The 23,827-nt window shown below is 35.2% G+C and carries 19 protein-coding genes; 11 read left to right on the forward strand and 8 right to left on the reverse strand.

What is annotated here, in order from left to right:
• Positions 1 to 165 precede the first annotated feature (165 nt).
• Together NST14_RS03310 and NST14_RS03315 are read left to right on the forward strand one after the other, a co-directional pair.
• Positions 166 to 987: a hypothetical protein gene (locus NST14_RS03310; protein ID WP_000728570.1), complete on the forward strand. Its 822-nt coding sequence runs from the start codon at positions 166 to 168 to the stop codon at positions 985 to 987.
• A 13-nt stretch (positions 988 to 1,000) separates the two neighbouring features.
• Complete coding sequence (locus NST14_RS03315; protein ID WP_002163756.1) at positions 1,001 to 1,735, forward strand: C39 family peptidase; 735 nt, start codon at positions 1,001 to 1,003, stop codon at positions 1,733 to 1,735.
• Positions 1,736 to 1,779: 44 nt separating this feature from the next.
• Here the strand turns inward: NST14_RS03315 and NST14_RS03320 are convergent, their stop codons facing one another.
• Together NST14_RS03320 and NST14_RS03325 are read right to left on the reverse strand one after the other, a co-directional pair.
• On the reverse strand, positions 1,780 to 2,313 hold the full coding sequence (locus NST14_RS03320; RefSeq protein ID WP_000719664.1) for a DUF4871 domain-containing protein: 534 nt from the start codon (positions 2,311 to 2,313) through the stop codon (positions 1,780 to 1,782).
• 115 nt (positions 2,314 to 2,428) lie between these two features.
• Positions 2,429 to 3,355: a DMT family transporter gene (locus tag NST14_RS03325; RefSeq protein WP_001066057.1), complete on the reverse strand. Its 927-nt coding sequence runs from the start codon at positions 3,353 to 3,355 to the stop codon at positions 2,429 to 2,431.
• 120 nt (positions 3,356 to 3,475) lie between these two features.
• Between NST14_RS03325 and pdxR the strand changes: the two genes are divergently transcribed.
• Positions 3,476 to 4,876, forward strand: coding sequence for a MocR-like pyridoxine biosynthesis transcription factor PdxR (gene pdxR, locus NST14_RS03330; RefSeq protein ID WP_000891904.1), 1,401 nt, complete (start codon positions 3,476 to 3,478; stop codon positions 4,874 to 4,876).
• A gap of 34 nt (positions 4,877 to 4,910) precedes the next feature.
• Here the strand turns inward: pdxR and NST14_RS03335 are convergent, their stop codons facing one another.
• The 3 genes from NST14_RS03335 to NST14_RS03345 form a co-directional block, all read right to left on the reverse strand.
• Positions 4,911 to 5,423, reverse strand: a complete 513-nt coding sequence (locus tag NST14_RS03335) for a GNAT family N-acetyltransferase (RefSeq protein WP_000351212.1) — start codon at positions 5,421 to 5,423, stop codon at positions 4,911 to 4,913.
• A 146-nt stretch (positions 5,424 to 5,569) separates the two neighbouring features.
• Entirely contained in the window at positions 5,570 to 7,033 is a 1,464-nt protein-coding gene (locus tag NST14_RS03340; RefSeq protein WP_000041002.1) for a sensor histidine kinase, read from the reverse strand.
• Positions 7,034 to 7,098: 65 nt separating this feature from the next.
• Positions 7,099 to 7,770: a response regulator transcription factor gene (locus NST14_RS03345; protein WP_000238954.1), complete on the reverse strand. Its 672-nt coding sequence runs from the start codon at positions 7,768 to 7,770 to the stop codon at positions 7,099 to 7,101.
• Positions 7,771 to 8,099: 329 nt separating this feature from the next.
• Between NST14_RS03345 and NST14_RS03350 the strand changes: the two genes are divergently transcribed.
• Positions 8,100 to 8,222: a hypothetical protein gene (locus NST14_RS03350; RefSeq protein WP_001068392.1), complete on the forward strand. Its 123-nt coding sequence runs from the start codon at positions 8,100 to 8,102 to the stop codon at positions 8,220 to 8,222.
• Positions 8,223 to 8,579: 357 nt separating this feature from the next.
• On the opposite strand, the gene NST14_RS03355 is transcribed toward NST14_RS03350, so the two are convergent.
• Positions 8,580 to 9,086 (reverse strand): GNAT family N-acetyltransferase, encoded by a 507-nt coding sequence (locus NST14_RS03355; RefSeq protein ID WP_000405875.1) that lies wholly within the window; start codon positions 9,084 to 9,086, stop codon positions 8,580 to 8,582.
• Between the two features lie 225 nt (positions 9,087 to 9,311).
• Positions 9,312 to 10,118, reverse strand: coding sequence for a formate dehydrogenase accessory sulfurtransferase FdhD (fdhD, locus tag NST14_RS03360; RefSeq protein WP_000529212.1), 807 nt, complete (start codon positions 10,116 to 10,118; stop codon positions 9,312 to 9,314).
• 300 nt (positions 10,119 to 10,418) lie between these two features.
• Between fdhD and fdhF the strand changes: the two genes are divergently transcribed.
• From fdhF to NST14_RS03395, 7 genes are all read left to right on the forward strand, one after another.
• Positions 10,419 to 13,355 carry a formate dehydrogenase subunit alpha gene (fdhF, locus tag NST14_RS03365; RefSeq protein WP_229143114.1) on the forward strand — a complete coding sequence of 979 codons (2,937 nt, stop codon included), beginning with the start codon at positions 10,419 to 10,421 and terminating at the stop codon, positions 13,353 to 13,355.
• A 12-nt stretch (positions 13,356 to 13,367) separates the two neighbouring features.
• Positions 13,368 to 13,850 carry a DUF1641 domain-containing protein gene (locus tag NST14_RS03370; protein WP_001040528.1) on the forward strand — a complete coding sequence of 161 codons (483 nt, stop codon included), beginning with the start codon at positions 13,368 to 13,370 and terminating at the stop codon, positions 13,848 to 13,850.
• A gap of 154 nt (positions 13,851 to 14,004) precedes the next feature.
• Positions 14,005 to 15,876: a glycerophosphoryl diester phosphodiesterase membrane domain-containing protein gene (locus NST14_RS03375; RefSeq protein ID WP_001164743.1), complete on the forward strand. Its 1,872-nt coding sequence runs from the start codon at positions 14,005 to 14,007 to the stop codon at positions 15,874 to 15,876.
• A 369-nt stretch (positions 15,877 to 16,245) separates the two neighbouring features.
• Complete coding sequence (gene ald, locus NST14_RS03380; RefSeq protein ID WP_001219742.1) at positions 16,246 to 17,379, forward strand: alanine dehydrogenase; 1,134 nt, start codon at positions 16,246 to 16,248, stop codon at positions 17,377 to 17,379.
• Positions 17,380 to 17,482: 103 nt separating this feature from the next.
• Complete coding sequence (locus tag NST14_RS03385) at positions 17,483 to 18,898, forward strand: amino acid permease (RefSeq protein ID WP_001284879.1); 1,416 nt, start codon at positions 17,483 to 17,485, stop codon at positions 18,896 to 18,898.
• Positions 18,899 to 19,164: 266 nt separating this feature from the next.
• On the forward strand, positions 19,165 to 19,542 hold the full coding sequence (locus NST14_RS03390) for an ArsR/SmtB family transcription factor (RefSeq protein WP_000918377.1): 378 nt from the start codon (positions 19,165 to 19,167) through the stop codon (positions 19,540 to 19,542).
• A 23-nt stretch (positions 19,543 to 19,565) separates the two neighbouring features.
• Positions 19,566 to 21,932 carry a heavy metal translocating P-type ATPase gene (locus tag NST14_RS03395; RefSeq protein ID WP_229131416.1) on the forward strand — a complete coding sequence of 789 codons (2,367 nt, stop codon included), beginning with the start codon at positions 19,566 to 19,568 and terminating at the stop codon, positions 21,930 to 21,932.
• A gap of 346 nt (positions 21,933 to 22,278) precedes the next feature.
• Here the strand turns inward: NST14_RS03395 and NST14_RS03400 are convergent, their stop codons facing one another.
• Positions 22,279 to 23,742, reverse strand: coding sequence for a nicotinate phosphoribosyltransferase (locus NST14_RS03400; protein ID WP_000222900.1), 1,464 nt, complete (start codon positions 23,740 to 23,742; stop codon positions 22,279 to 22,281).
• Positions 23,743 to 23,827 lie beyond the last annotated feature (85 nt).

The following is a 23,827-nucleotide window of genomic DNA, read 5'->3' on the forward strand; positions in this document are numbered from 1 at the left end:
GAAAGTTAAGAAACTATTTTTAACATGTATTATATACAGAAAAGTTCGCCCTATAAAAAGAAGCGATTATAAAAAGGTATTTGAGTAGATTATATCGATCATAATGTTATTTCGATTATGAATAGGGAATGATGGAAAAGAAAGTGTAAGAGGGAGGAATTAATTTTGAAAAAGAAAATGATGATGGTATTCACTATTGGAGTAATGAGTTTAAGTATATTAGGGGGTGCCTCTCCTTCTGAAACATCAAAAGGAAAGACAGATTACACACAGCGCAGCAAAGAACAATTAAACAATGGAAAGATACATGCTGTGCATACAGAAGAAAAGGCGGAGAATTTAGGGATTGAAACGGCAGGGAAAGAACAAATTACGCTAGAAAAAGAAATCCATGAGACGGAAGTAGGAAGAGAAGCAGAACAGTTAGGAATTTCGATTGAAGGAAAAGATGTTGGAACTCTTTCAGAAGAAATCTATGAAACAAAAGTGAAGCAAGAAGCGTTAAAGCTAGGCATATCAATAGAAAATACATCAATTGTAAATTTGATTACTCAAATTAATACGATTAAAATTAACGATGAAGCGGATAAATTAGGTATTTCGACAAATGGAAAAGAAATAGAGGACATTGCAGAAGAAATCTATGGAACGAAAGTAAGAGAGGAAGCAGGCAAGTTAGGTATTTCACCAAAAGGAAAAGAGATAGAAGTGTTAGCGCAAGAAGTATACGAACAAAAAGTACAGGAAGAAGCAAAAGAATATCATATCGATTTGTATGGGAAAGATATATATCAAGTATTAAGCGAAATTAATGAACAAAAAGTGTTACAAATGGCAGATGAGCTTAATATGGATAAAACGAATAGGAACGTTCAAGAATTAGCAGAAAAAATAAAAAAGGATCAGCCTGAAAAAGGAAAAGAACTAAATTTTGTACCAGTGATTCGAACGGATGCGGACGCGTTTTATTCTTATTTAACGAACTAAAAAGGGCGTGAAAGTGATACGGAAGTTTAAGTGGTATATAGGTATGGCTTTACTCGTTATAGCAGTATGGGGGATCTATACAAATGGAATTACAAAGTATGTGGAGAAATTAACATTCTTCAATATGAAAAGTGGAAAACAAGTAGAGTTTAATCGTGATGAAAAGGTCATTTTATCAAATGTACCTTTCATTCAGCAGTTACCAGAGTTAGATAGAGGCTGTGAAGTGACGAGCTTAGCGATGATGTTACAATACGCAGGTATTACAGTGGATAAGATGAAATTAGCAAACGAAATAAAGAAAGTTGATTTTATGAACGATGGTGTACGTGGGAATCCGAATGAAGGATTTGTAGGAAATATTTATACCTTTTCTGAATCAGGATATGGTGTATATCATGGACCACTTTTTCAATTAGCGAAAAAGTATTTACCTAACAAAGCTGTGGACTTAACAGGGAAGAGTATAGAAGAGCTTTATAAGAGTGTAAAATCAGGACAACCGGTAGTCATGATTACGAATGCAACATTTGCGCCATTAGATAAAGATGAATTTACTACATGGGAAACAAATAGTGGAGATGTTTCTATTACGTATAATGAACATTGTGTAGTACTTATTGGATATGATAAGGAATTTGTATATATTCGAGATCCTCTAAGTGATAGTTTAGATGTAAAAGTACCGAGAGAAAGTTTTGAAAAGGCATGGGTGCAAATGGGGAGTCAGGCGATTAGTTACATATAAGATGGGTAAATAAAAGGAAGGAGGCTGAAACAGCCTCCTTCCTTTTATTTATTTTCTGTGGCATTGATTACAAACTGATCATAATATTTTTCATTCACGTATATATTTAATACCCATAATCCAGATGAAGGTAGTGACATAGTGAGTGGGAGTTCGGTTGTAGTAGAATCAATTGTATTTGAAGTAGTCCAAGTTGGTTTAGAAGTTTCTTGTTGAAAGAGTACGGGTGTTGGGGTTACTGATCCTTGTTTTAGTGCAATAATAGATAGTTTTCCAGTTGGCATTTCAGGATCTAAAAAGTACCACATCATTTCATTTTTTTCATTTGCAATAATAGGGCTATCAGCCATTGCGATTTTTTCTTCGATACCTTTTAAAGGTGTTTTTTCTTGTATGAAGGAGGGTGTTTCTTCCCAATTTACATCTTTTAAAACGCTAAGATGAAAGAAGGAAGGTGCATTAACTTGGGTGGATGACGTGGCGATAGCTTCTTTTTTAGGTGCTTCTGAATCAGGCTGCAATTGCGAGCATCCAGTGATGAGAAAGGAGAAAAGTAGCATAGTTCCAATTTTTTTCATGGTGTCACACTCCTAATTTTTAATGTTAGTGTAATTGTATTTGCCAGAAAGAGGGACAATTCCTTTAAAGTATAAAAAGAGGTCGTAAGTTTTGTACGACCTCTTTTGACATTTTTTATATTTGTTCAGTTGAAAAGGTTGGTTCTCGTTCTTTTTGAGGCATCGTTAAGAAAATAACAGAAAGAACGATACATACGCCGCCTAGTAATTGATACGCTCCAAATGATTCATTTAGCCAAGCGATTGAAACGATAGCTGCTACAAGTGGTTCAATGCTAGATAAAATGCTCGTTTCTGTTGCTGCTAAATATTTCAGACTACCGATATAAAGAAGGAAAGAAAGAGTGCCACTTATAATGATAAGGATAAGCGTAGAAAAAGTTTTTGGTGTAAAGGTTTGTGAAAGTTGACTCCATCCAAACGAGCGATTAAAAATAAGCAGGGCGATGCCGCCGATTAGCATCCCCCAGCCAATTACTATGGTTGTTCCGCATTCTTTAATAAGAGAAGCTGGATGGAGGGTATAAAATGCAAATCCAATTGCTGTTAATAGGCCAAAAATAATGGCTTCTTTCGATAAAACAATATTTTCAATTGAACCGTTTGTAATAATAAAGTACGTTCCCGTTAGTGCAGTAATAATTGCGAGTAGTTGCATAGAAGCAGGGAATTTTCTTTGTCCAAATGCGACATAAATGGTAATAAAAACAGGACCTAGAAATTGAAATAATGTCGCTGTGACCGCATTACTAATATGAACTGTTTCGATAAAGGCATATTGCGCACCGAGCATGCCGAGAATAGAGAAAATAATAAGTTGTATAGAATGTCTAGAGTGTTTCCAAATTTGAAATATGTTTTGTTTCTTTATAAGTAAAAAAGATAAAATAAATAATCCCGCAAGCAACAAGCGAATTGTTAAAAAATCAATTGATGATACGTTAGTATGTTGAAATAGCCACTGAATCATCGGGCCAGATAATCCCCATAAGGTAGCTCCTGTAATAATCATAATGAGTCCAATCCGTCTACTATTGTTCATAATCATGCATCTCCTCTCGAGTATTTGATTTTTTATGTGTGACATGATAAAAGGAATTATATATAACTTCTGGTACTGTAAAAAGTATCAGATTTTAGTTTTATTAAGGGGTCAGATATTATGTTAGAATTAACGCCTAATTTAAATATGAATAGTAAAAAGGCATTGTACGTGCAATTGTATGAGTATATAAAAAAAGAGATTAAGGATGGAACGATTTCCGCTTTTACAAAATTACCTGCAAAGAGAAAGTTGGCGAGCTATTTACAAGTGAGTAAGAATACAATAGAAGCGGCTTACGAGCAATTACTTGCAGAAGGTTACATTGAGTCGATATCAAGAAAAGGTTATTTTGTATGTAAATTTGAACAAATGATGGATGTAGAAGGAAGCGAAGCGAAAGTAGAAGAAGTATCGTTTCGGGAGGAGAACTATACATTTGATTTCACACAAACAGGGGTTGATACAAAAACTTTTCCATTCACTATGTACCGCAAGCTTATAAATGATGTATGGCAGCCGCGTAATAATGGTTTACTTTTTCTTGGACACCCTCAAGGAGAATTAAGCTTACGAGAGGAAATTGCGAACTATTTGTATGAATCTAGAGGTGTACGTTGTTCAGCTAGTCAAATTGTATTAGGTGCGGGAACACAAATATTAGTGAAGTTACTTTTTCAATTGTTGAAGGGAAGTAATTACGCTGTTGAAAATCCAGGGTACCATAGGAAAATGGTCGTTTTTGAACAGGGAGAAAAGAAGGTTCAAATGTTGTCTTTAGATAGGGACGGAATTTGTATGGCAGATTTAGAAAATAGCACTGCAAATGTTGTATTTGTAACTCCTTCTCATCAGTTTCCATATGGAATGATTATGCCTATTACGAGAAGGACGCAGCTTTTACAATGGGCAAAGAAAGAAGAAGATAGGTATATTATTGAAGATGATTACGATAGTGAATTTCGTTATTCAGGAAAGCCAATTCCGGCACTACAAGGGTTAGATACAGATGGGAAAGTTATTTATATGGGGACGTTATCAAAAGCTTTGTTGCCCTCATTACGGATGAGCTATATAGTATTACCGAAGAATTTAATTAAAAAGTATCAAAAAGAATATTTATTTTATACACAAAGTGTTTCAAGAATGGATCAAGAAGTGATTAGAAAGTTTTTACATGAAGGTTATTGGGAAAAACATATTCATAAAATGCGTGTCGTCTACCGGAAAAAGAGGGATCGACTTGTTTTTGAAATAGAGAAGTATTTCTCTAATCATGTTGAAGTGATAGGAGAAGATTCGGGATTACACATTTTATTAAAAGTACATAATGGAATGCGAGAAGAAGAACTCATTCAAGAAGCTGCAAAATATAGTATTAAAATATATCCTGTTTCTACGTACTATAAAGACGGTACTGCACCTGAAAATGTCGTTTTACTTGGGTTTGCGATCTTATCAGAAGAAGAAATTGCGAAAGCGATTCAACTATTAAATACAGCGTGGTTTAGAAAAAAGTAAAAAAACATCCTCATACATGAGAGGATGTTTTTTATTATTTATTTTCGTCTAAGAATAAGACCATATGCTCTTCGTCCCAATATTGTCCGTTATATTTTAATGAACGTTCTTGTACACCGAATGTTTTAAATCCTAATGATTCATAAAGTTTTTTTGCTCCATCGTTGCCAACAACAACATCAAGCATAACTTGTTCCACCTCTAAAGATTTAGCAAGCTCAAGACATTCTTTAATAAGTGCTTTCCCTGCTCCAAGTCCGCGTGCTTTTGGAGATACATATACAGAACCGATTTTAGCTTTATGTTCTTGTTTTACATATGGTTTCGTTTCCAGTGTTGCAACCCCGATTAATTTTCCATCTTTGAATGCGCCTAGCGTATAGTTTTCATCTTGTGCTAATTTTTGTGCTTTATATTCAATCGCACACTCTTTATTAATAATATCTTCATAAGAAGAGCTGAAAGCTTCAGGGTTTTGCTTTAAACCTTCTACACGAAGTTCTAAGTAAATTTCCGCTTCATCTTTTGTTAATACATGGATATCCAATTATATCACCCTCCAAATCTTTGACAAATGTATCTTTATTTTATATTGAAATAAGAATAATTTCAAAAGCTTAGCTTATATAAGCTGATTTTATGAACAAAATAACACCAGTAGTTTTTACTATTACTGGTGTTTTCACACACATATTATTCAAAAGGTAGCTCAATTATAAAGGTAGTTCCTACCCCTAATTTGCTTGTTACTAGAATGGCACCGTTATGCAATTCCACAATTTCTTTAGCAACAGCTAGCCCGATACCTTTTCCCCCAGTAGCTCTCGTTCTAGATTTATCAACACGATAAAAACGATCGAAAATATGCGGAATATCTTCTTCAGGAATACCTTCACCTTCATCTTGTACACTTATTGTAAAAGAATTTGTTTCAGCGAGTACGCGTATCGTAATAGTAGTGTTTTCTAGTGAGTGTTGATAAGCATTGTGTAATAAATTTAACATAACTTGTTCCATACGTCTTTCGTCTATGCAAACTTCTAAATCATCTTTGCAATATACATGAAGTTGCATTTGTTTATTTGTTAATGTTGTTTTTGTTTTTTCAACCATTCGTTCTAAAAATGGTCTAAGAAGTACTTTTTGTTTTTTTATAACAAACTGGTGTTGTTCTAATTGTACGAGCATAAATAAATCTTGGACGAGGTCAGTTACACTATCTGTTTCATCCTCGATGATTTGCAAGTATTCTTCTCGCTCTTCTTTCGTTAAAGTGTCTCTCTTTGCTACTTTCGCATAACCTTTCATATAGGTCAATGGAGTTAATAGTTCATGGGCGACACTAGCAAGAAATTCATTGCGTTCTTTTTTCATATAAGTTAGTTCACTGGACAAATCTTCAATCGTTTTTGCTAAGCTTCCAAGTTCATCATTCCGTTTAATACCTAATTGAATTGGCTTATTTAATTTTGACATTTTTTCTGTTGCCCTCTTCATTTTTATAAGCGGTTCTGTAATAACACGAGAAAAAACAAAGACAGAAATAGTCGTTAAAATAACAGTCAAAACACTAATGATAAGAAATTGGTTCATGAGTTTAAGTAACATATTTTCTAAGAAAGATGTTTTTAGTAACATATATAACTTTCCTTGAAACTCTGCTGTATTAAGTGAGCTTACAGTTGTGATGAATTTTGATTTTTTCCAGTTCTTTTCGACAACCAATCCGTTTGCTGGAATAGGTTCTGTTTTACATGTAAGCTGTTTTTGCATTGCTTTTGTTACAGGTTCTGAAGTGGAAATAATTTTTCCATTATTGTCCGTTATAATGATAGCTATATCAGAGTTAGCAATTGATTCTGATTCAACTAAGTGTTCAGCCTCATCAGCGATATCGAATTCTGGGTATATAGGACGCTTAGGATTTTTATTGTATTCAGCGCGTTCGCCGTGTTTCTTTTCTTTAGCAAATGTACTCCACTTTGCGCGTTGTGTAATTTTGTTACTATAGCGATTACCTTTTTCTAAAAGAGCGAGTGTTTCCTCTTCAATGCGCATTTTAGAAATACTTTTGTAAAAAGATACGAAAGCAATTGTTTCAATGCATAAAGCTAATATTAAAAAGTATGTCCCGATTTTAAGTGAAAGTTTACTCATTTTCTCACCATACCTTATTCATAATAAAGGGTCAGTGGTATACTAGTTTCCACTGACCGAAGTAATTATTCACTTTTCCATTTATATCCGACCTTATAAACAGTTTCTAAGTAATTTTCAACTGGAAATCCTTTTTTACGTAATTTATCACGGATATTGCGAATATGTGAATCGATTGTTCTATATTCAATGTCTGTTTCATAACCCCAAATTTTTTCGATTAAATCATCTCGGCTATAAGCACGGTTTGTATTTTGTAAAAATAGTCCAAGTAACGAAAATTCGATAGGAGTCAGTGAGATTTTTTCATCATACACTGTGACAGTATGTTTCGTTTTATCCCACTCAATACCATTGAAGCTAACAAATCCATCTTTCTTTGTACGGCGTAATATAGCCTCAATTCGTGCAACTAATACATGCTCATCAAATGGTTTTGTAATATAGTCATCTGCGCCGATCGTAAGGCCTTTTACCATATCGTAATTTTGATTACGAGCTGTTAGCATAATGATTGGAACGTTGGAAATTTGACGGATTTGATAGCAAGTATCCCATCCATCCATATTTGGCATCATTACATCTAACAAAACAATATCGAAGTCTTTTTGTTCTATTAACTTTAGTGCTTCAAGGCCAGAGGTAGCTTTCATACAAAAATAGCCACGAGGACTTAAGAACAGATCTAATAATCGTAACATACGTTCTTCATCGTCTACTAATAAAATTTTCACCATAATCTTGTGCACCCCAAACTGTTCATTCTACTTGTATAGTTTACATGAAAATGATAAAAAACTCTTTTTATGTGATTGAGTGGAAGAGTGATTTCTCGCTCAGAGTAATTGACATAAAAAATGCACTAGTTTTGCACAACTATTTTTTATAATAGAAAACGTAGCGACACAAAATACCCTATGTTGCGACATAACGTCATGTCATTTTATTTATAAAATGACAATTCCATTCTATTGTGTATGTGAGATAGAGAGGGTTTTCGTATTCACCTCGCATCGGATAAGAAAAATTTCCTATCTCACACTTTTTTTAAAAGGAGATCATACACATGAATCCAAAAGAAGAAATTTCAAAAAAAGAAAAGCAAGATCGTAATACGGTTGTCATGTGCGTTGCCGTATCTATGGTTATTATTATAAGTTGTGTAAATAAAATTTTGGGGATTTTATAATATAAAAAAAGCTTATTGCTTCTTAAGAAGCAATAAGCTTTTTTCGTTGTTAGGGGGAGTATTTTTATATAATAAACCAAGGTAAAATTGCTAATCCAGAAGTTACAATTGCTGTAGTAAATATTAAAAGCATAGCTCGTTTGTTTTGTTTCATGTCACATTCTCCTCTACATATCAAGTACATGCGATCAGCGTGGGATGTAGTTCCCCACTGAGTAAAGTTTCACTTTATATTTTTAGTATAATGAATGGAAAGGTTTGGTACGATCGATAAAGGTGACATGAAGATTACATTGTTGTAATGAAAAAAGCATCTTTCTTAATAAAAAGATGCTTTTGGAAAACTAGATTGAAGTATTAATCATTTAAGAATAGAACCATATGTTCTTCGTCCCAATATTGACCGTTATGTTTTAATGAACGCTCTTGTACGCCATAAGTTTGGAAACCTAATGACTCATATAATTTTTTTGCTGCATCGTTACCAACTACAACATCGAGCATAAGTTGTTCTACATGTAATTTATCGGCATTTTCAATAATTGCTTTAATAAGAGCTCGTCCTGCTCCAAGGCCACGTGCTTTAGGGGAAACAAAAACGGAACCGATTTTTGCTTTATGTTCTTGTTTAATGAAAGGCTTTGTTTCTAAAGTAGCAATGCCGATTAAATCGTTATCTTTGAAGACACCTAGAGTATACTTATCCGGATTGCTTAATCGTTTTGCCATAGCAGCTACAGGATCCTCATGTTTAAGAACATCTTCATAAGAAGAGCTAAAAGCTTCCGGGTTCTTCGTTAAACCTTCCATACAAACTTTTAAATATATTTCTGCGTCCTCTGTCGTTAATAAGCGAATTTCCATCGTTGTAACCTCCTTGGTCGATTTCAAATAAAGTGAACCTTTTATAAGATTGTGTATGTGTTTTGTGAGCAGTCTCTTTTAATTTGTAAAAGAATGAAAAGATATATGCTACAATGTTTTGTTTTTTAATATGTAATGAAATTATATATTAACTTTATTAACTATTCAAGTGTTTAATATATTACATTTTTATAACTAAAATAACTCCTCGATTGAGGAGTTATTTTAGTTATTCGATTGATAACCATCAATTCGATGTGGATGCGTGTAAATATTACAAGAGTCATTTCTAATAAATCCTACGACTGTAATGCCTAAATCGTGAGCGAGTTGCAATGCTAATTTTGTTGGAGCGGATTTAGATAGAACAATTTCACATCCGATTTTTGAAACTTTGAGTAAAATTTCGGATGAAATACGCCCGCTAAATGCAATAATTTTTCCTTTAACAGATATATCGTTGCGTAAACAATGTCCATATATTTTATCTAATGCATTATGTCTTCCAATATCCATTCTTGATAGGAGGATATTGTTTCGATCACATAGCGCGGTATTGTGAACACCGCCGGTTTGGCGAAAGGTAGTAGAAGATTGTTGTAAAGTATTCATTAAGTAAAAGCATTCTTCAGGAGTAATTTTTATATGTATATCATGTAAATCTTTTGCTTTTGCTGCATCGTTAGCGAAAATAAAACCTTGTCTACCTTTTCCGCAGCAGGAAGTGATGTATCGTTTATTATATAAATTTTGATAGAGCGGATTTATTTTTGATGATGTTACATGGACAATTCCGTTATCTTTTTGAACCCATAGTTCTTCAATATCTTTATAGGAAGAAATAATCCCCTCAGAAATTAAAAAACCAATTACCATATCTTCAATATAATTTGGTGTACATACGACTGTTACATATTCTTCACCATTCAATTTAATAGTAATAGGAGATTCTGTAACAATCTCATCAGTTTGTTTTGAAAATGTACCAGAGTGATAGCGTACAATTGTATAACTCTCTTGCGTAGGTCCCATATGAAATTCCCCTTTTATATGTATTTTCTCCCACATTCATCATAAAACATTGAAAAAATAAAAACATCTATTAGAAGGAAGGTATCAGATTATTTTGGTTATTATTGTATATATACGATATAATAGAAATGTAGAATAGTGAAATTTTCAAGCTTTCGTAGTGATACCTTATAAACATCTAGAATCGACTTCATAAGAAAAGTATTTAGGCAGGGCGTTTCAAAAATATGTACAGTAATTCATTTGTGAAAACGGATTCACAAGTGTGTTGTACAGTTGGTTGTAAGGAGAGGGGAAACTATGGCAGAACAGACAGTCCGTGTAACCGTAGATGGTAAAGAATTTTCAGCATCAGGTGAAAAGACGATACTACAATTATTTAACGAGAGTAATTTGGAACATCCTCAAATTTGTCATGTACCAGAAGTAGATCCAATTCAAACTTGTGATACGTGTATTGTAGAAGTAGATGGGAAGTTAATGCGTGCTTGTTCAACGCAAATAGAGAATGGTATGCATATTGAAAGACAGTCACAGCGTGCGAAAGAGGCGCAGACTGAGGCGATGGATCGAATATTAGAGAATCATTTATTGTATTGTACCGTATGTGATAACAATAACGGTAATTGTAAGGTTCATAATACAGTACATATGATGGGAATTGAAGAACAGAAATATCCGTATGAGCCGAAAGTAAGTGCTTGTGAAGTGGATATGTCACATCCGTTTTATCGGTATGATCCAAATCAATGTATTGCTTGTGGACAGTGTGTAGAAGTATGTCAAAACCTACAGGTTAATGAAACGATATCGATAGACTGGAGCTTAGATCGTCCGCGTGTTATATGGGATCATGGTGTAAGTATAAATGACTCATCTTGTGTAAGTTGTGGGCAGTGTGTAACAGTATGTCCATGTAATGCGTTAATGGAAAAATCAATGTTAGGTGAAGCTGGATTCATGACAGGATTAAAATCAGATGTGTTAGATCCGATGATTGATTTTGTAAAGGATGTAGAGCCTGGATATAGTAGTATTTTAGCAGTTTCAGAAGTAGAGGCTGCGATGCGTAAGACGAAAGTGAATAAAACAAAAACAGTTTGTACATTTTGTGGTGTCGGTTGTTCATTCGAAGTATGGACGAAAGATCGCCATATATTAAAAGTGCAACCTGTTTCTGATGCACCGGTTAATGGCATTTCCACATGTGTAAAAGGTAAATTTGGATGGGACTTTGTAAATAGTGAAGATCGCATTACGAAGCCATTAATTCGCCAAGGAGATATGTTTGTTGAAGCTTCATGGGAAGAAGCGTTAGAAGTTTTGGCTTCTAACATGCAACATATTAAATCAGAATACGGCAGCGATGCATTTGGATTTATTTCTTCTTCGAAAGTAACGAATGAAGAAAATTATCTTATGCAAAAACTAGCTCGTCAAATATATGGAACAAATAATGTAGATAACTGCTCGCGTTATTGCCAATCTCCAGCAACAGATGGTTTATTTAAAACCGTCGGTATGGGCGGCGATGCTGGAACAGTGAAAGATATAGCTGAAGCAGGCCTTGTCATTATCGTTGGTGCGAATCCAACAGAAGGACATCCTGTACTCGCGACGCGTGTAAAACGTGCTCATAAATTACACGAGCAAAAACTGATTGTAGCAGATCTTCGTAAACATGAAATGGCAGAGCGTGCGGATTTATTTATTCATCCGCGTCAAGGTACAGATTACGTATGGCTTGCTGGTATTACGAAATATATTATTGATCAAGATTGGCATGATAAAAAGTTCATAGCTGAAAATGTGAAGAACTTTGATGAATATAGCACAATGTTAGAAAAGTATACGCTTGATTATACAGAAGAAATTACGGGAATTTCGAAAGAAAACCTGAAAGAAATGGCTCGTATGGTATATGAAGCAGATGGAACTTGTATACTTTGGGGAATGGGTGTAACGCAAAATACAGGAGGAAGTACAACATCTGCTGCCATTTCCAATTTACTGCTTGTTACGGGGAACTATCGTCGTCCTGGTGCAGGCGCATATCCATTACGAGGTCATAATAATGTACAAGGTGCTTGTGATATGGCGACATTACCAAACTGGCTTCCAGGTTATCAAGCAGTATCGGATGATACGCTTCGTGCTAAGTTTGAAAAAGCATACGGCACAACGATTCCGAAAGCACCAGGATTAAATAATATCGCAATGTTACTTGCGGCAGAAGAAGGAAAACTACGTGGTATGTATGTCATGGGGGAAGAAATGGCTTTAGTCGATTCCAATGCGAACCATGTGCAACATATTTTAGCGAATTTAGACTTCCTCGTTGTTCAAGATATGTTCTTATCAAAAACAGCTCGTTTTGCTGATGTTATTTTACCAGCGGCACCAAGCTTAGAAAAAGAAGGAACGTTTACGAATACAGAGCGACGTATTCAAAGATTATATGAAGTATTAAAACCACTAGGTGATTCAAAACCAGATTGGTGGATTTTACAAAAAGTTGCTCGTGCACTCGGCGGGGATTGGAATTACGAAAGTCCAAGTGAAATTATGGACGAAATCGCATCGCTTGCACCGTTATACTCTCAAGCAACGTACGATCGTCTAGAAGGATGGAATAGTTTATGTTGGGGTAGTCATGATGGTAGTGATACACCGCTATTATATGTAGACGGATTTAACTTCCCAGATAAACTAGCTCGTTTATCATTAGATGAATGGATACCACCAGTTGTAGCGCCAGATGAGTATGATTTACTTTTAAATAATGGACGTATGCTAGAACATTTCCATGAAGGGAATATGACGAATAAGTCGGCTGGTATTTTATCTAAAGTATCTGAAGTGTTCGTTGAAATTTCACCTGAGCTTGCTATAGAGCGCAATGTGAAAGATGGTGGTCTTGTAGAATTAGCATCACCATTTGGCAAAATTAAAGTACAAGCGCTTATTACTGAGCGTGTAACGGGGAAAGAGCTATACTTACCGATGCATGCAACGATAAATGAAGAAGCGATCAATATTTTAACTGGGACGGCAACAGACCTTTATACGTGTACACCGGCGTACAAACAAACGATGGTGAAAATGCGTGTATTACGTGAAAAAGGAAATCGTCCGTTACCATCTTCAAACCCGCGAGATAAAAAGCGTAATCCGCAAAATGGTGTTGAAATCGAGCAAAAATGGCAAAGAAAACAATACGTATCACTCGTGGACTAGGGGGCGGAGATAGTGGCGAAAGAGATTACTTTAATTAAAAAGAAAGTTGTAACAGAGGAAGAACAGAAACAGCAAGTAGCAGATGAACTTCTAAATGAGCTATCTAATAATCGTGAAGCAGTAGAAGAAACGATGCAGCTGTTAGCGCAGTTACAGAAGGCTGGAATATTAGATGCGGCGATTAGTTTACTTGCTGCTAAGGAAGATGTTTCAAAAATCGCTGTGGAGCAATTAAATCGTGAACCAGTTAAAAATGCACTTAACAACATGATGGGGGCGGGGGAAGCACTGTCCTCAGTTGACCCAGAAGTAACAAAGCAAATCACATCGAGTTTAGTCACTGGATTGCAATTTGCAACAGATGAATTAAAGAGTGGTAAAAAAACAAAAGTGATGGACTTCTTTAAAGTGTTAAAAGATCCAGATATCAATAGAGCCATCACATTCGGATTTAGCTTCTTGAAAGCATTTGGACAAGGGTTAGAGAAAAAATAGAGTAAGTGAAAAGTGATGGGAAGTAGCCATCACTTTTTTCATTGTATGTATAAGAGTGTTCATGTTAAGCGGAATATATTATTATTAAAGGGATGGGTTAGAAATGGAAATGTGGAATCCATCTCAAATATCGTTTTAGAATGTGGAGGAATATATGCAACACCGTAAAAGACTATCTATACCAGGAGTAATGAGACATTCCTTTCAAACTGTTAGATTTGCCTTTTGGAATGTGTTAACATTCCAACTTGCTTATAAATTGTTAGCAGCGATTGTGTTTATCCCGCTTTTCGGTATTATTTTCAATAAGTTGTTGTACTTTGGTGGGTATGCAAACGCAACAAATGATGAGTTATTAGCATTTTTGAAAACACCATACGGGATTTTGGCGATCGTAATTTTATCTATATTGGCATTGTTCCTGATCTTTACAGAGTTTGCAGTACTTATTATCATTTCGTACTTCGCTCATAAAAGGCAAAAGGTGAGATTACGTCCGATTTTATATAAAACAGTAACGTATTTACCTTCTCTGTTTACATATTGCTTACCTGGCTTTGTTTTGTATGCAGTTGTACTATTACCACTATTAAGTATGGGATATAAATCTGCATTGATTCCTGAAATTCAAATTCCTAATTTTATTACAGGTGAACTATTTAAGACAACAATGGGGCAAGTTGGATATTATACTTTCTTTGCTGTAGTTGCCTATTTGAACCTTCGTTGGATTTTTGTTTTACCTATTATCGTTTTAGAGGAGAAGCCGTTCCGTACGGCAGCACGCAAAAGCGCAAACTTAGTAAAAGAAAGCTTCTTTAAAGTTTTGTTCTTTTTAGTAGGTTTTTTCATATCTGTAGGAATTGTTTTTCTTTTATGTGTAGGAGTTTATTTACTTTGTCTGTGGGGAGTATATGAATTTACAAACCCAGAAGGGACATTTGCACTACTAGCAGAGTCAACTATTTCAGTTTTCCTAACAAGTACATTGTATCTATTTAGCTTTATTATGACGCCGTTCTATATTATGGCGTTAACAAGATTGTATTTACAAAAGGTTCCAGTCGAAGATGTTTTATTAGAAGAAGGATTAGATTATTCAAAGACGAAGGCAGATAAATGTTTCTTCCAAAAACATCGTTGGAAATTTATTGGTGTATATATTGTAGGAATTATTACGGCGGGAATGGTTGTTGCTTTCATTGTGACCTTTATTACAAACACATATAAAGAACCGATTATTATGGCTCATCGCGGTTATATTTCAAAAGGTGTAGAAAATACGAAAGAAGCTGTGCAGGGAGCTATTGATGCGAAAGCAGACTACGCTGAAATAGATGTATTACAAACAAAAGACGGTGAACTAGCAGTTATACATGATTTGAAGTTGAAACGTCTTGCCAATGCTAACGTTCATGTTTCGGATTTAACGATGGAAGAGTTAAGGCAGCTTACCCTTAGTCAAGATGGTTTTTCAGGACAAATCAGTACGCTGGATGAAATCATTAAGTTGGCAAAGGGTAAAATCAAACTCAATATTGAAGTGAAGCTTCATGGGGGCGAAAAAGACTTTGTAAACAAAGTATTAAAAACGATTAAAGATAATGAATTTGAGAAGCAATGTGTTATTCAAACGTTACATTATCCGCTTATAAAAGAGTTTAAGCGTGCAAATCCAAATATAAAAGTAGGATATATATTATATGCAAGTAGAGCTCACTTAAAGAATGTAAAGGCTGATTTTTATGTAGCGGAAGAATACATGTTAAATAAGAAATTAGTAAAAGAAGCAAGGAAGTTAAATAAACCAATTTACGTATGGACGGTAAATGATATGGAAAGTTTAAAGGGATATTATAAATTGAACGTAGATGGTATCATTACCGATTATCCTGAATCGGCACGTGAAACAATTAAGATGTTAAAAGAGCAAGAAGAGGAAGAAAGTGATCTGTTTGATAAAATTACGGAAACAACAGATGATTTATTTTCCAAGTTATTTATAAGTTATCCAGCTGCTAGTTAAATGCTAGCAGCTGTTTTTTTAGGGAAAGAATATATCCCTAAAGTATTGTTTAAACTTATAACTGTATATGTATACGGCATCATTGGTATTTCTTACATTGTTACATTATTGTCGAATAATAAATGATTGCTGCTTATTTTAAAGGAGTATAATAAAAATAGAGTGATAGATAATGAGATGGAACAACGAGGCTAATAGAATCAATGTTTTATATATTTACACTATTCTAAATATATAAACTTTAAAAATATGGTATGTTAGCGTTTTCATAACTTTTAAGTTATGCTAGAATAAGGACATAAGTTATTAATTATTACAAAAAGAAAAAAGACTTTCTTTTTTCTGTTAATTATAAGGGGGCATTTCATTATGCGTATTGGGGTACCAGCAGAAATTAAAAACAACGAAAACCGTGTGGCAATGACACCAGCAGGTGTTGTACATTTAATTCGTAACAATCACGAAGTATTCATTCAAAAGGGTGCAGGTTTAGGATCTGGTTTCACAGATGCTCAGTATGTTGAAGCGGGAGCGAAAATTGTTGATACAGCTGAAGAAGCTTGGAACATGGAAATGGTTATGAAAGTTAAGGAACCAATTGAAAGCGAATACAAACACTTCAGCGAAGGTTTAATTTTATTCACATACTTACACTTAGCTCCAGAACCAGAATTAACAAAAGCATTAATCGAAAAGAAAGTTGTTTCTATTGCATATGAAACAGTACAATTAGAAAACCGTTCTCTACCATTACTTGCACCTATGAGTGAAGTAGCTGGTCGTATGGCTGCACAAATTGGTGCACAATTCCTTGAGAAGAACAAAGGCGGTAAAGGAATTTTACTTGCAGGTGTTCCAGGGGTTAAACGTGGTAAAGTAACAATCATCGGTGGTGGACAAGCTGGTACAAATGCTGCTAAAATTGCAGTTGGACTAGGTGCGGATGTAACAATCATCGACTTAAGTGCAGAACGTCTTCGTCAATTAGATGACATTTTCGGAAACCAAGTAAAAACTTTAATGTCTAATCCGTACAATATTGCAGAAGCTGTAAAAGAGTCTGATCTTGTAATCGGTGCAGTATTAATCCCAGGTGCAAAAGCGCCAAAACTTGTAACAGAAGAAATGATTAAATCAATGGAACCAGGTTCTGTTGTTGTAGATATCGCGATTGACCAAGGTGGTATTTTCGAAACAACTGACCGTATTACAACTCATGATAACCCAACTTACGAAAAACACGGCGTTGTTCATTATGCAGTTGCAAACATGCCAGGTGCGGTTCCACGTACATCAACTCTTGCATTAACAAACGTAACAGTACCATACGCAGTACAAATTGCTAACAAAGGCTACAAAGAAGCTTGCTTAGGCAACTCTGCATTACTAAAAGGTATTAACACATTAGATGGCTATGTAACATTCGAAGCAGTTGCAGAAGCTCACGGTGTAGAGTACAAAGGTGCTAAAGAATTATTAGAAGCAGAAACAGTATCTTGCTAATACAAGCATTATACAAAACAAAATCGAACAATATATAAACCAACATGATAAGAGCTAAGAGTGAATATCTCTTAGCTCTTCTTGGCAAAAGGGGGCATACATCGTGGCCAACCTATTTAAAAAGAAATCCGTTACGCAATTGTTAGGGGAAAGTAAAAGTAAAACTTTAACGAAAACGCTAGGGGCATTTGACCTAACAATGCTAGGGATTGGTGCGATAATTGGTACAGGAGTACTAGTATTAACAGGATTAGTAGCAGCAAGAGATGCTGGTCCAGCAGTTATCTTTTCATTCATGATTGCAGCGATTGTTTGTGGATTTGCAGCGTTGTGTTATGCAGAAGTTGCATCTACACTTCCGGTTTCAGGTAGTGTGTACACATATTCATATGCGACAATTGGTGAGTTTATTGCCCATCTAATGGGATGGACATTACTATCTGTATATGTCGTAACAACTGCCGCAGTAGCTGGTGGATGGACAGGTTATTTTAATAACTTAGTGAGTGGATTCGGATTAGAAATTCCAACAGAGTTGTTAAAGATTCCATCACAAGGTGGGATCGTGAATTTACCAGCAGTAGTCATTACATTAGTTTTAACTTGGTTACTATCAAGAGGTACGAAAGAAAGTAAGCGTGTGAATAACATAATGGTATTAATTAAAATTGGTATTGTTATTTTATTCATTGCAGTTGGTGCGTTTTACGTACAACCAGAAAACTGGACACCATTTGCACCATACGGTATTAGCGGAATCTTTGCCGGCGGAGCAGCAGTATTCTTTGCTTTCTTAGGATTTGATGCATTAGCAACTTCTGCTGAAGAAGTAAAAAATCCACAACGTGATTTACCGATTGGTATTATTGCTTCATTAGTTATTTGTACAATTATTTATGTTGTAGTATGTCTCGTTATGACAGGTATGGTTTCTTATAAAGAATTAGATGTACCAGAAGCTATGGCATATGTATTAGAAGTTGTAGGACAAGATAAAGTAGCGGGTGTAATCGCAGTTGGAGCTGTAATTGGTATTATGGCTGTAATCTTTGCTTACATTTATGCAACGACACGTGTATTCTTCGCGATGAGCCGTGACGGTTTATTACCAAAATCATTTGCGAAAATTAATAAGAAAACAGAAGCACCAGTATTCTCAACTTGGTTAACGGGTATTGGTAGTGCTTTAATTGCTGGATTTATCGATTTAAAAGAATTGTCGAATTTAGCGAATATTGGAGCATTGTTAACATTTGCGATGGTAGGTGTGTCAGTTATTATTCTTCGTAAAACACATCCGAACTTAAAACGTGGCTTTGTGGTACCACTTGTACCAACGCTACCGCTTATTTCAATCGCATGTTGTCTATTCTTAATGTTTAACCTACCATTAACAACATGGATCTACTTCGGTATTTGGTTAGCAATTGGAGTAGTTGTATACTTTGTTTATTCGAAAAAACATAGTCATTTAAAAGACGATGGAAGTTCGCAGGATAATTTAGAACAAGCTAATTAAAAGCTTAGTTAAAAGGGATATAAGTATAGTAAGCCTTGTGCGTCTAGGGAACGCGCAAGGCTTTTTCTTTTGTGTAAAGTGTATATTCTTTTTTGTATGAGAATGTAATGGATGCGGAAAATATGTGTAGATCTTTTTAAAATGTGAACGAAATGTTCAAAAAAATGTATGAGATTTCATTGACACATATGAATGGACGCTCATATAATAAAGGTATAAGATATATGAATGATTGTTCATATGTTCAAATAAAGAGGTGAGCTATAATGGCTGGAAATAAAGTAGAAACACCACAAGAGACATGTTCTCAAACGATAATTCATGAAGAAGTTGTTGATCAAGTAAAACAAACAATTCCAACGGATGAAAGTTTAAGTAAAGTAGCAGAATTATTTAAAGTATTAGGCGATCGTACACGTACAAGAATATTACATGCGTTATTTGAAGCTGAAATGTGTGTTTGTGATTTAGCGTATTTATTAGGAATGACACAATCATCTATTTCACATCAGCTTCGTGTGTTAAAGCAAGCGAAACTTGTAAAGAATCGTAAAGAAGGAAAGGTCGTTTATTATTCGTTAGCTGACCAACACGTAATTCATATCTTCGAGCAAGCGTTTGAACACGTAAACGAGGAAGAATAAATAGAACGCGAGGAGGGAGAACGATGGCTGAAGCATTAGTGAAAAAGAAACTGATGTTAGAAGGTTTAGATTGTGCAAACTGTGCAATGAAAATTGAAAAAGGCGTTGGGAATATAGAAGGAGTAAATTCTTGCTCTGTAAATTTCGCGACAAAAACAATGGTTTTAGAAACAGCGCAAAATAAAGAAAGCGAAGTTGTTACAGAAGCAAAACAACTCGTTACAAAATTAGAACCGCACATTAAAGTGCAAGAAGAAAAAAACACAAAAATGGCAAAAGAAGTGTTTATATTAGAAGGTTTAGATTGCGCAAATTGTGCGATGAAGATTGAAAATAAAGTTAAGGAAATGCCGACGGTTTCAGCAGCAACTGTTGATTTCGTATCAAAGAAATTACGAGTTGAAGTAGCGAATAAAAGAGAATTAGAAACGACTGTAGCCAATATAACAAATGTCGTTCAAAAGTTAGAACCAGATGTGAAAGTTGTTCGTGAAGAAAAGGGTGGTCATGACCATGGACATAGTCACGATCATGGAGAAGCAAATGTGAAAAAAATGGTAGGACGATTAGTGGTTGGCGGAATTTTGACAGCAATTGCTGCATTAGCTGGCTTACCACAAATGATCACAATTCCGTTATTCGTCCTTGCGTATGTATTAATTGGTGGAGATATCGTTTGGAGAGCAGTAAGAAACATAACTCGTGGCCAAGTGTTTGATGAGAACTTCTTAATGGCAATTGCAACACTAGGAGCTTTCGCAATTCAACAATACCCAGAAGCGGTTGCAGTAATGTTATTCTATCAAGTAGGAGAACTATTCCAAAGTATTGCGGTAAACCGTTCTCGGAAATCAATTACTTCATTAATGGATATTCGTCCTGATTACGCGAATGTAAAGATTGGAAATGAAACGAAACAAGTATCACCAGAAGATGTACAAATCGGCGATTATATTATCGTGAAACCTGGTGAGAAAGTACCGTTAGACGGAAAAGTAATTGAAGGAACATCAATGGTAGATACTTCAGCATTGACTGGTGAATCTGTACCACGTGAAGTTGAAATTGGAAATGATGTATTAAGTGGTTTTGTGAACCAAAATGGTGTATTAACAATTGAAGTTACAAAAGAATTTGGTGAATCAACTGTATCAAAAATTTTAGATTTAGTTCAAAATGCAAGCAGTAAAAAAGCGCCAACAGAAAACTTTATTACGAAGTTCGCGCGTTACTACACTCCAGTTGTAGTAATTACAGCAGCGATCATGGCGTTTATTCCACCACTTATTTTAGAAGGAGCTACATTCTCGGATTGGATTTATAGAGCGTTAGTGTTCCTAGTAATCTCTTGTCCATGTGCGTTAGTTGTATCTATTCCTCTTGGATTCTTTGGAGGTATCGGTGGTGCATCTAAAAGTGGTGTGTTAGTAAAAGGGAGTAACTATTTAGAAGCTTTAAATGATGTGAAATATATTGTTTTTGATAAAACAGGCACATTAACAAAAGGTGTCTTCAAAGTTACAAAAATGGAACCGAGCGAAGGTATTACAAATGAAGAATTATTAGAGTATGCAGCATTTGCTGAAGTGTATTCTAACCACCCAATTGCACAATCGATTCGAAATGCATATGGAAAATCAGTTGATGAAAAAATAATCGATGATTATAACGAAATTTCTGGTCACGGTACAGTCGTAAAAGTACAAGGAAAAGAAATTTTTGCAGGTAATGCTAAATTAATGAGAAAAGAGAACATTACATTTAAGCAACCAGAAACAGTAGGTACATTGGTTCACGTTGCTGTAGATGGAAAATATGCAGGTTATATTGTTATCTCTGATGAGGTAAAAGAAGATTCAAAACAAGCAATTCAAAAGTTAAAAGAACTAGGTATTAAGAAGACAGTCATGTTAACTGGTGATGCAAAACCAGTTGGTGAAGCTGTTGGTAAAGAATTAGGTTTAGATGAAGTTCACGCAGAACTATTACCGCAACAAAAAGTAGAAGAGATTGAAAAAATTGATGCAGCGAAGCATGGAAAAGAAAAAGTTGCTTTCGTTGGTGATGGTATTAATGATACACCGGTATTAGCAAGAGCCGATGTTGGTATTGCAATGGGTGGTTTAGGATCAGATGCAGCAATTGAAGCGGCAGATATCGTTATTATGACTGATGAGCCTTCAAAAATTGCAACAGCTGTAAACATTGCAAAACGTACAAGACGCATTGTATGGCAAAATATTATCTTTGCATTAGGGGTAAAAGGATTAGTTTTACTACTTGGTGCTTTCGGTATTGCAACAATGTGGGAAGCGGTTTTCTCAGATGTTGGTGTGACACTACTGGCAGTTTTAAATGCAATGCGTGTACTACGAGTGAAAGATTTATAAAGTGAAACTTTAATCAGTGGGGGGCTTCATCCCCCGCTGATTATTAGCCTTCACCAATCGGGCTTTTACGGACAGTTGATCCCCCATCTAACGCCCTTGCTTTTGCTGAATTTTGGGGGTCTTGCTGCCCGTTAATGCGGGATAAAAAAGAGGACGCAACCTGCGTCCTCTTTTTTAGGTTATTCTGTTGAAATTGACTCAATAAAATAATAACAAATATTATTTTAGAAATAAATAACGTAATATTAAAATTTACAAATAAAAAATATTTATCTTGTTATTTTAATATATTTTTTACAAAGATATATAGCATTGAAGAAAACAGAGAAGGAGCAGCTTCTCTGTTTTATTTTTGTATATTTTTTTCAACTTGTTCTCGAACAGTTTGAATGTAATTCATTTTATGATCCCAGCATTCTTGACTTAAATCGACAGGGTACTCTTCAGGATTTAAAGTTCGCATATACTCTTCCCAAAATAACGCGAGACTCTGTTCATTGTATTTTTGAATATCCAATATGTCAGGTAGTTCATATGTTCTTTCACCGTTAACGAAAATGTCTTTATGCAGTTCGCGCGCTTCAAAGTTTGTTACAAATTTACTTATATACGTGTGAACAGGGTGAAACATTTTTAAGCGTTCTTCTTTTCCTGGTTCTTCACAATCTAATGCAATATAATCGCCTTCTGCATGATCATTAACTCGGTTGATAATGCGATAAATTCGTTTTAGTCCTGGAGTAGTGATTTTTTCCGGGTTAGATGAAATTTTAATTGTATCATTTAACTTTCCATCAGTATCTTCAATCGCAACGAGTTTATAAACAGCCCCTAATGCTGGTTGCTCAAAGGACGTAATCAATTTTGTTCCAACGCCCCATACATCAATTTTTGCTCCTTGAGATTTTAAATGCATAATGGTGTATTCATCTAAATCGCTAGAAGCAATAATTTTTGTATTTGTAAACCCGGCTTCATCTAGTAGTTTTCTTGCCTTTTTAGATAAATAAGCCATATCACCACTATCGAGGCGAATGCCATAAAAATCGATGCGATCCCCGAACTCTTTTGCCACGCGAATTGCATTTGGAACACCAGATTTTAATGTGTCATATGTATCAACGAGAAAGACACACTTTTTATGAGTTTCAGCGTATTTCTTAAAAGCAACATATTCATCGCGATAAGCTTGAACAAAAGAGTGCGCATGTGTGCCGGCTACAGGTATCCCAAAGCGTTTTCCAGCCCGTACGTTACTCGTAGATGAGAAACCACCGATAAAGGCAGCACGTGTACCCCAAAGGGCTGCATCGAACTCGTGGGCACGTCTTGTGCCGAACTCTAAAAGTTCATCGTTATTTGCAGCGTGCTTCATACGAGCTGCTTTCGTTGCAATTAATGTTTGGTAATTCACAATGTTTAACAGGGCGGTTTCAATAATTTGTGCTTCGCCGAGCGGTGCATCGACACGTAATAAAGGCTCGTTATTAAAGACAACTTCACCTTCTTGCATACTTCGAATCGTCCCAGTGAATTTCATATTTTGTAAATACTGAAGAAATTCTTCTTCAAATTGTAATTCTGCTAAATAAGCGATATCGCTTTCGGTAAAGCTGAAGTTTTCTATGTACTCTACAATTTTTTCAAGGCCAGCAAAAACAGCATAACCGTTCTCGAATGGAAGTTTTCGAAAGTATAAATCAAACACCGAGCGGCGGTTATGAATACCATCTTTCCAATATGTATAAGCCATATTAATTTGATATAAATCTGTATGTAAGGCATAGCTATCGTCTTTATAATAAGTCATCGCGAAAACACCTCCATAATTTGGTTATAGTATACCAATTTTTCACGGATCGTAGCAAAGAATAGATATGAAAGTATAGTCAAGA

Origin of the sequence: Bacillus sp. FSL W8-0519 (assembly GCF_038005585.1) — a bacterium.
Lineage (GTDB): Bacteria > Bacillota > Bacilli > Bacillales > Bacillaceae_G > Bacillus_A > Bacillus_A paranthracis.

Coding starts and splice junctions, on each gene's coding strand:
- NST14_RS03320 (WP_000719664.1), bottom strand. CDS start 2,313: ATGAAAAAAATTGGAACTATGCTACTTTTCTCCTTTCTCATCACTGGA.
- NST14_RS03325 (WP_001066057.1), bottom strand. CDS start 3,355: ATGAACAATAGTAGACGGATTGGACTCATTATGATTATTACAGGAGCT.
- pdxR (WP_000891904.1), top strand. CDS start 3,476: ATGTTAGAATTAACGCCTAATTTAAATATGAATAGTAAAAAGGCATTG.
- NST14_RS03340 (WP_000041002.1), bottom strand. CDS start 7,033: ATGAGTAAACTTTCACTTAAAATCGGGACATACTTTTTAATATTAGCT.
- NST14_RS03345 (WP_000238954.1), bottom strand. CDS start 7,770: ATGGTGAAAATTTTATTAGTAGACGATGAAGAACGTATGTTACGATTA.
- NST14_RS03350 (WP_001068392.1), top strand. CDS start 8,100: ATGAATCCAAAAGAAGAAATTTCAAAAAAAGAAAAGCAAGATCGTAAT.
- NST14_RS03355 (WP_000405875.1), bottom strand. CDS start 9,086: ATGGAAATTCGCTTATTAACGACAGAGGACGCAGAAATATATTTAAAA.
- fdhD (WP_000529212.1), bottom strand. CDS start 10,118: ATGGGACCTACGCAAGAGAGTTATACAATTGTACGCTATCACTCTGGT.
- fdhF (WP_229143114.1), top strand. CDS start 10,419: ATGGCAGAACAGACAGTCCGTGTAACCGTAGATGGTAAAGAATTTTCA.
- NST14_RS03375 (WP_001164743.1), top strand. CDS start 14,005: ATGCAACACCGTAAAAGACTATCTATACCAGGAGTAATGAGACATTCC.
- ald (WP_001219742.1), top strand. CDS start 16,246: ATGCGTATTGGGGTACCAGCAGAAATTAAAAACAACGAAAACCGTGTG.
- NST14_RS03390 (WP_000918377.1), top strand. CDS start 19,165: ATGGCTGGAAATAAAGTAGAAACACCACAAGAGACATGTTCTCAAACG.
- NST14_RS03395 (WP_229131416.1), top strand. CDS start 19,566: ATGGCTGAAGCATTAGTGAAAAAGAAACTGATGTTAGAAGGTTTAGAT.
- NST14_RS03400 (WP_000222900.1), bottom strand. CDS start 23,742: ATGACTTATTATAAAGACGATAGCTATGCCTTACATACAGATTTATAT.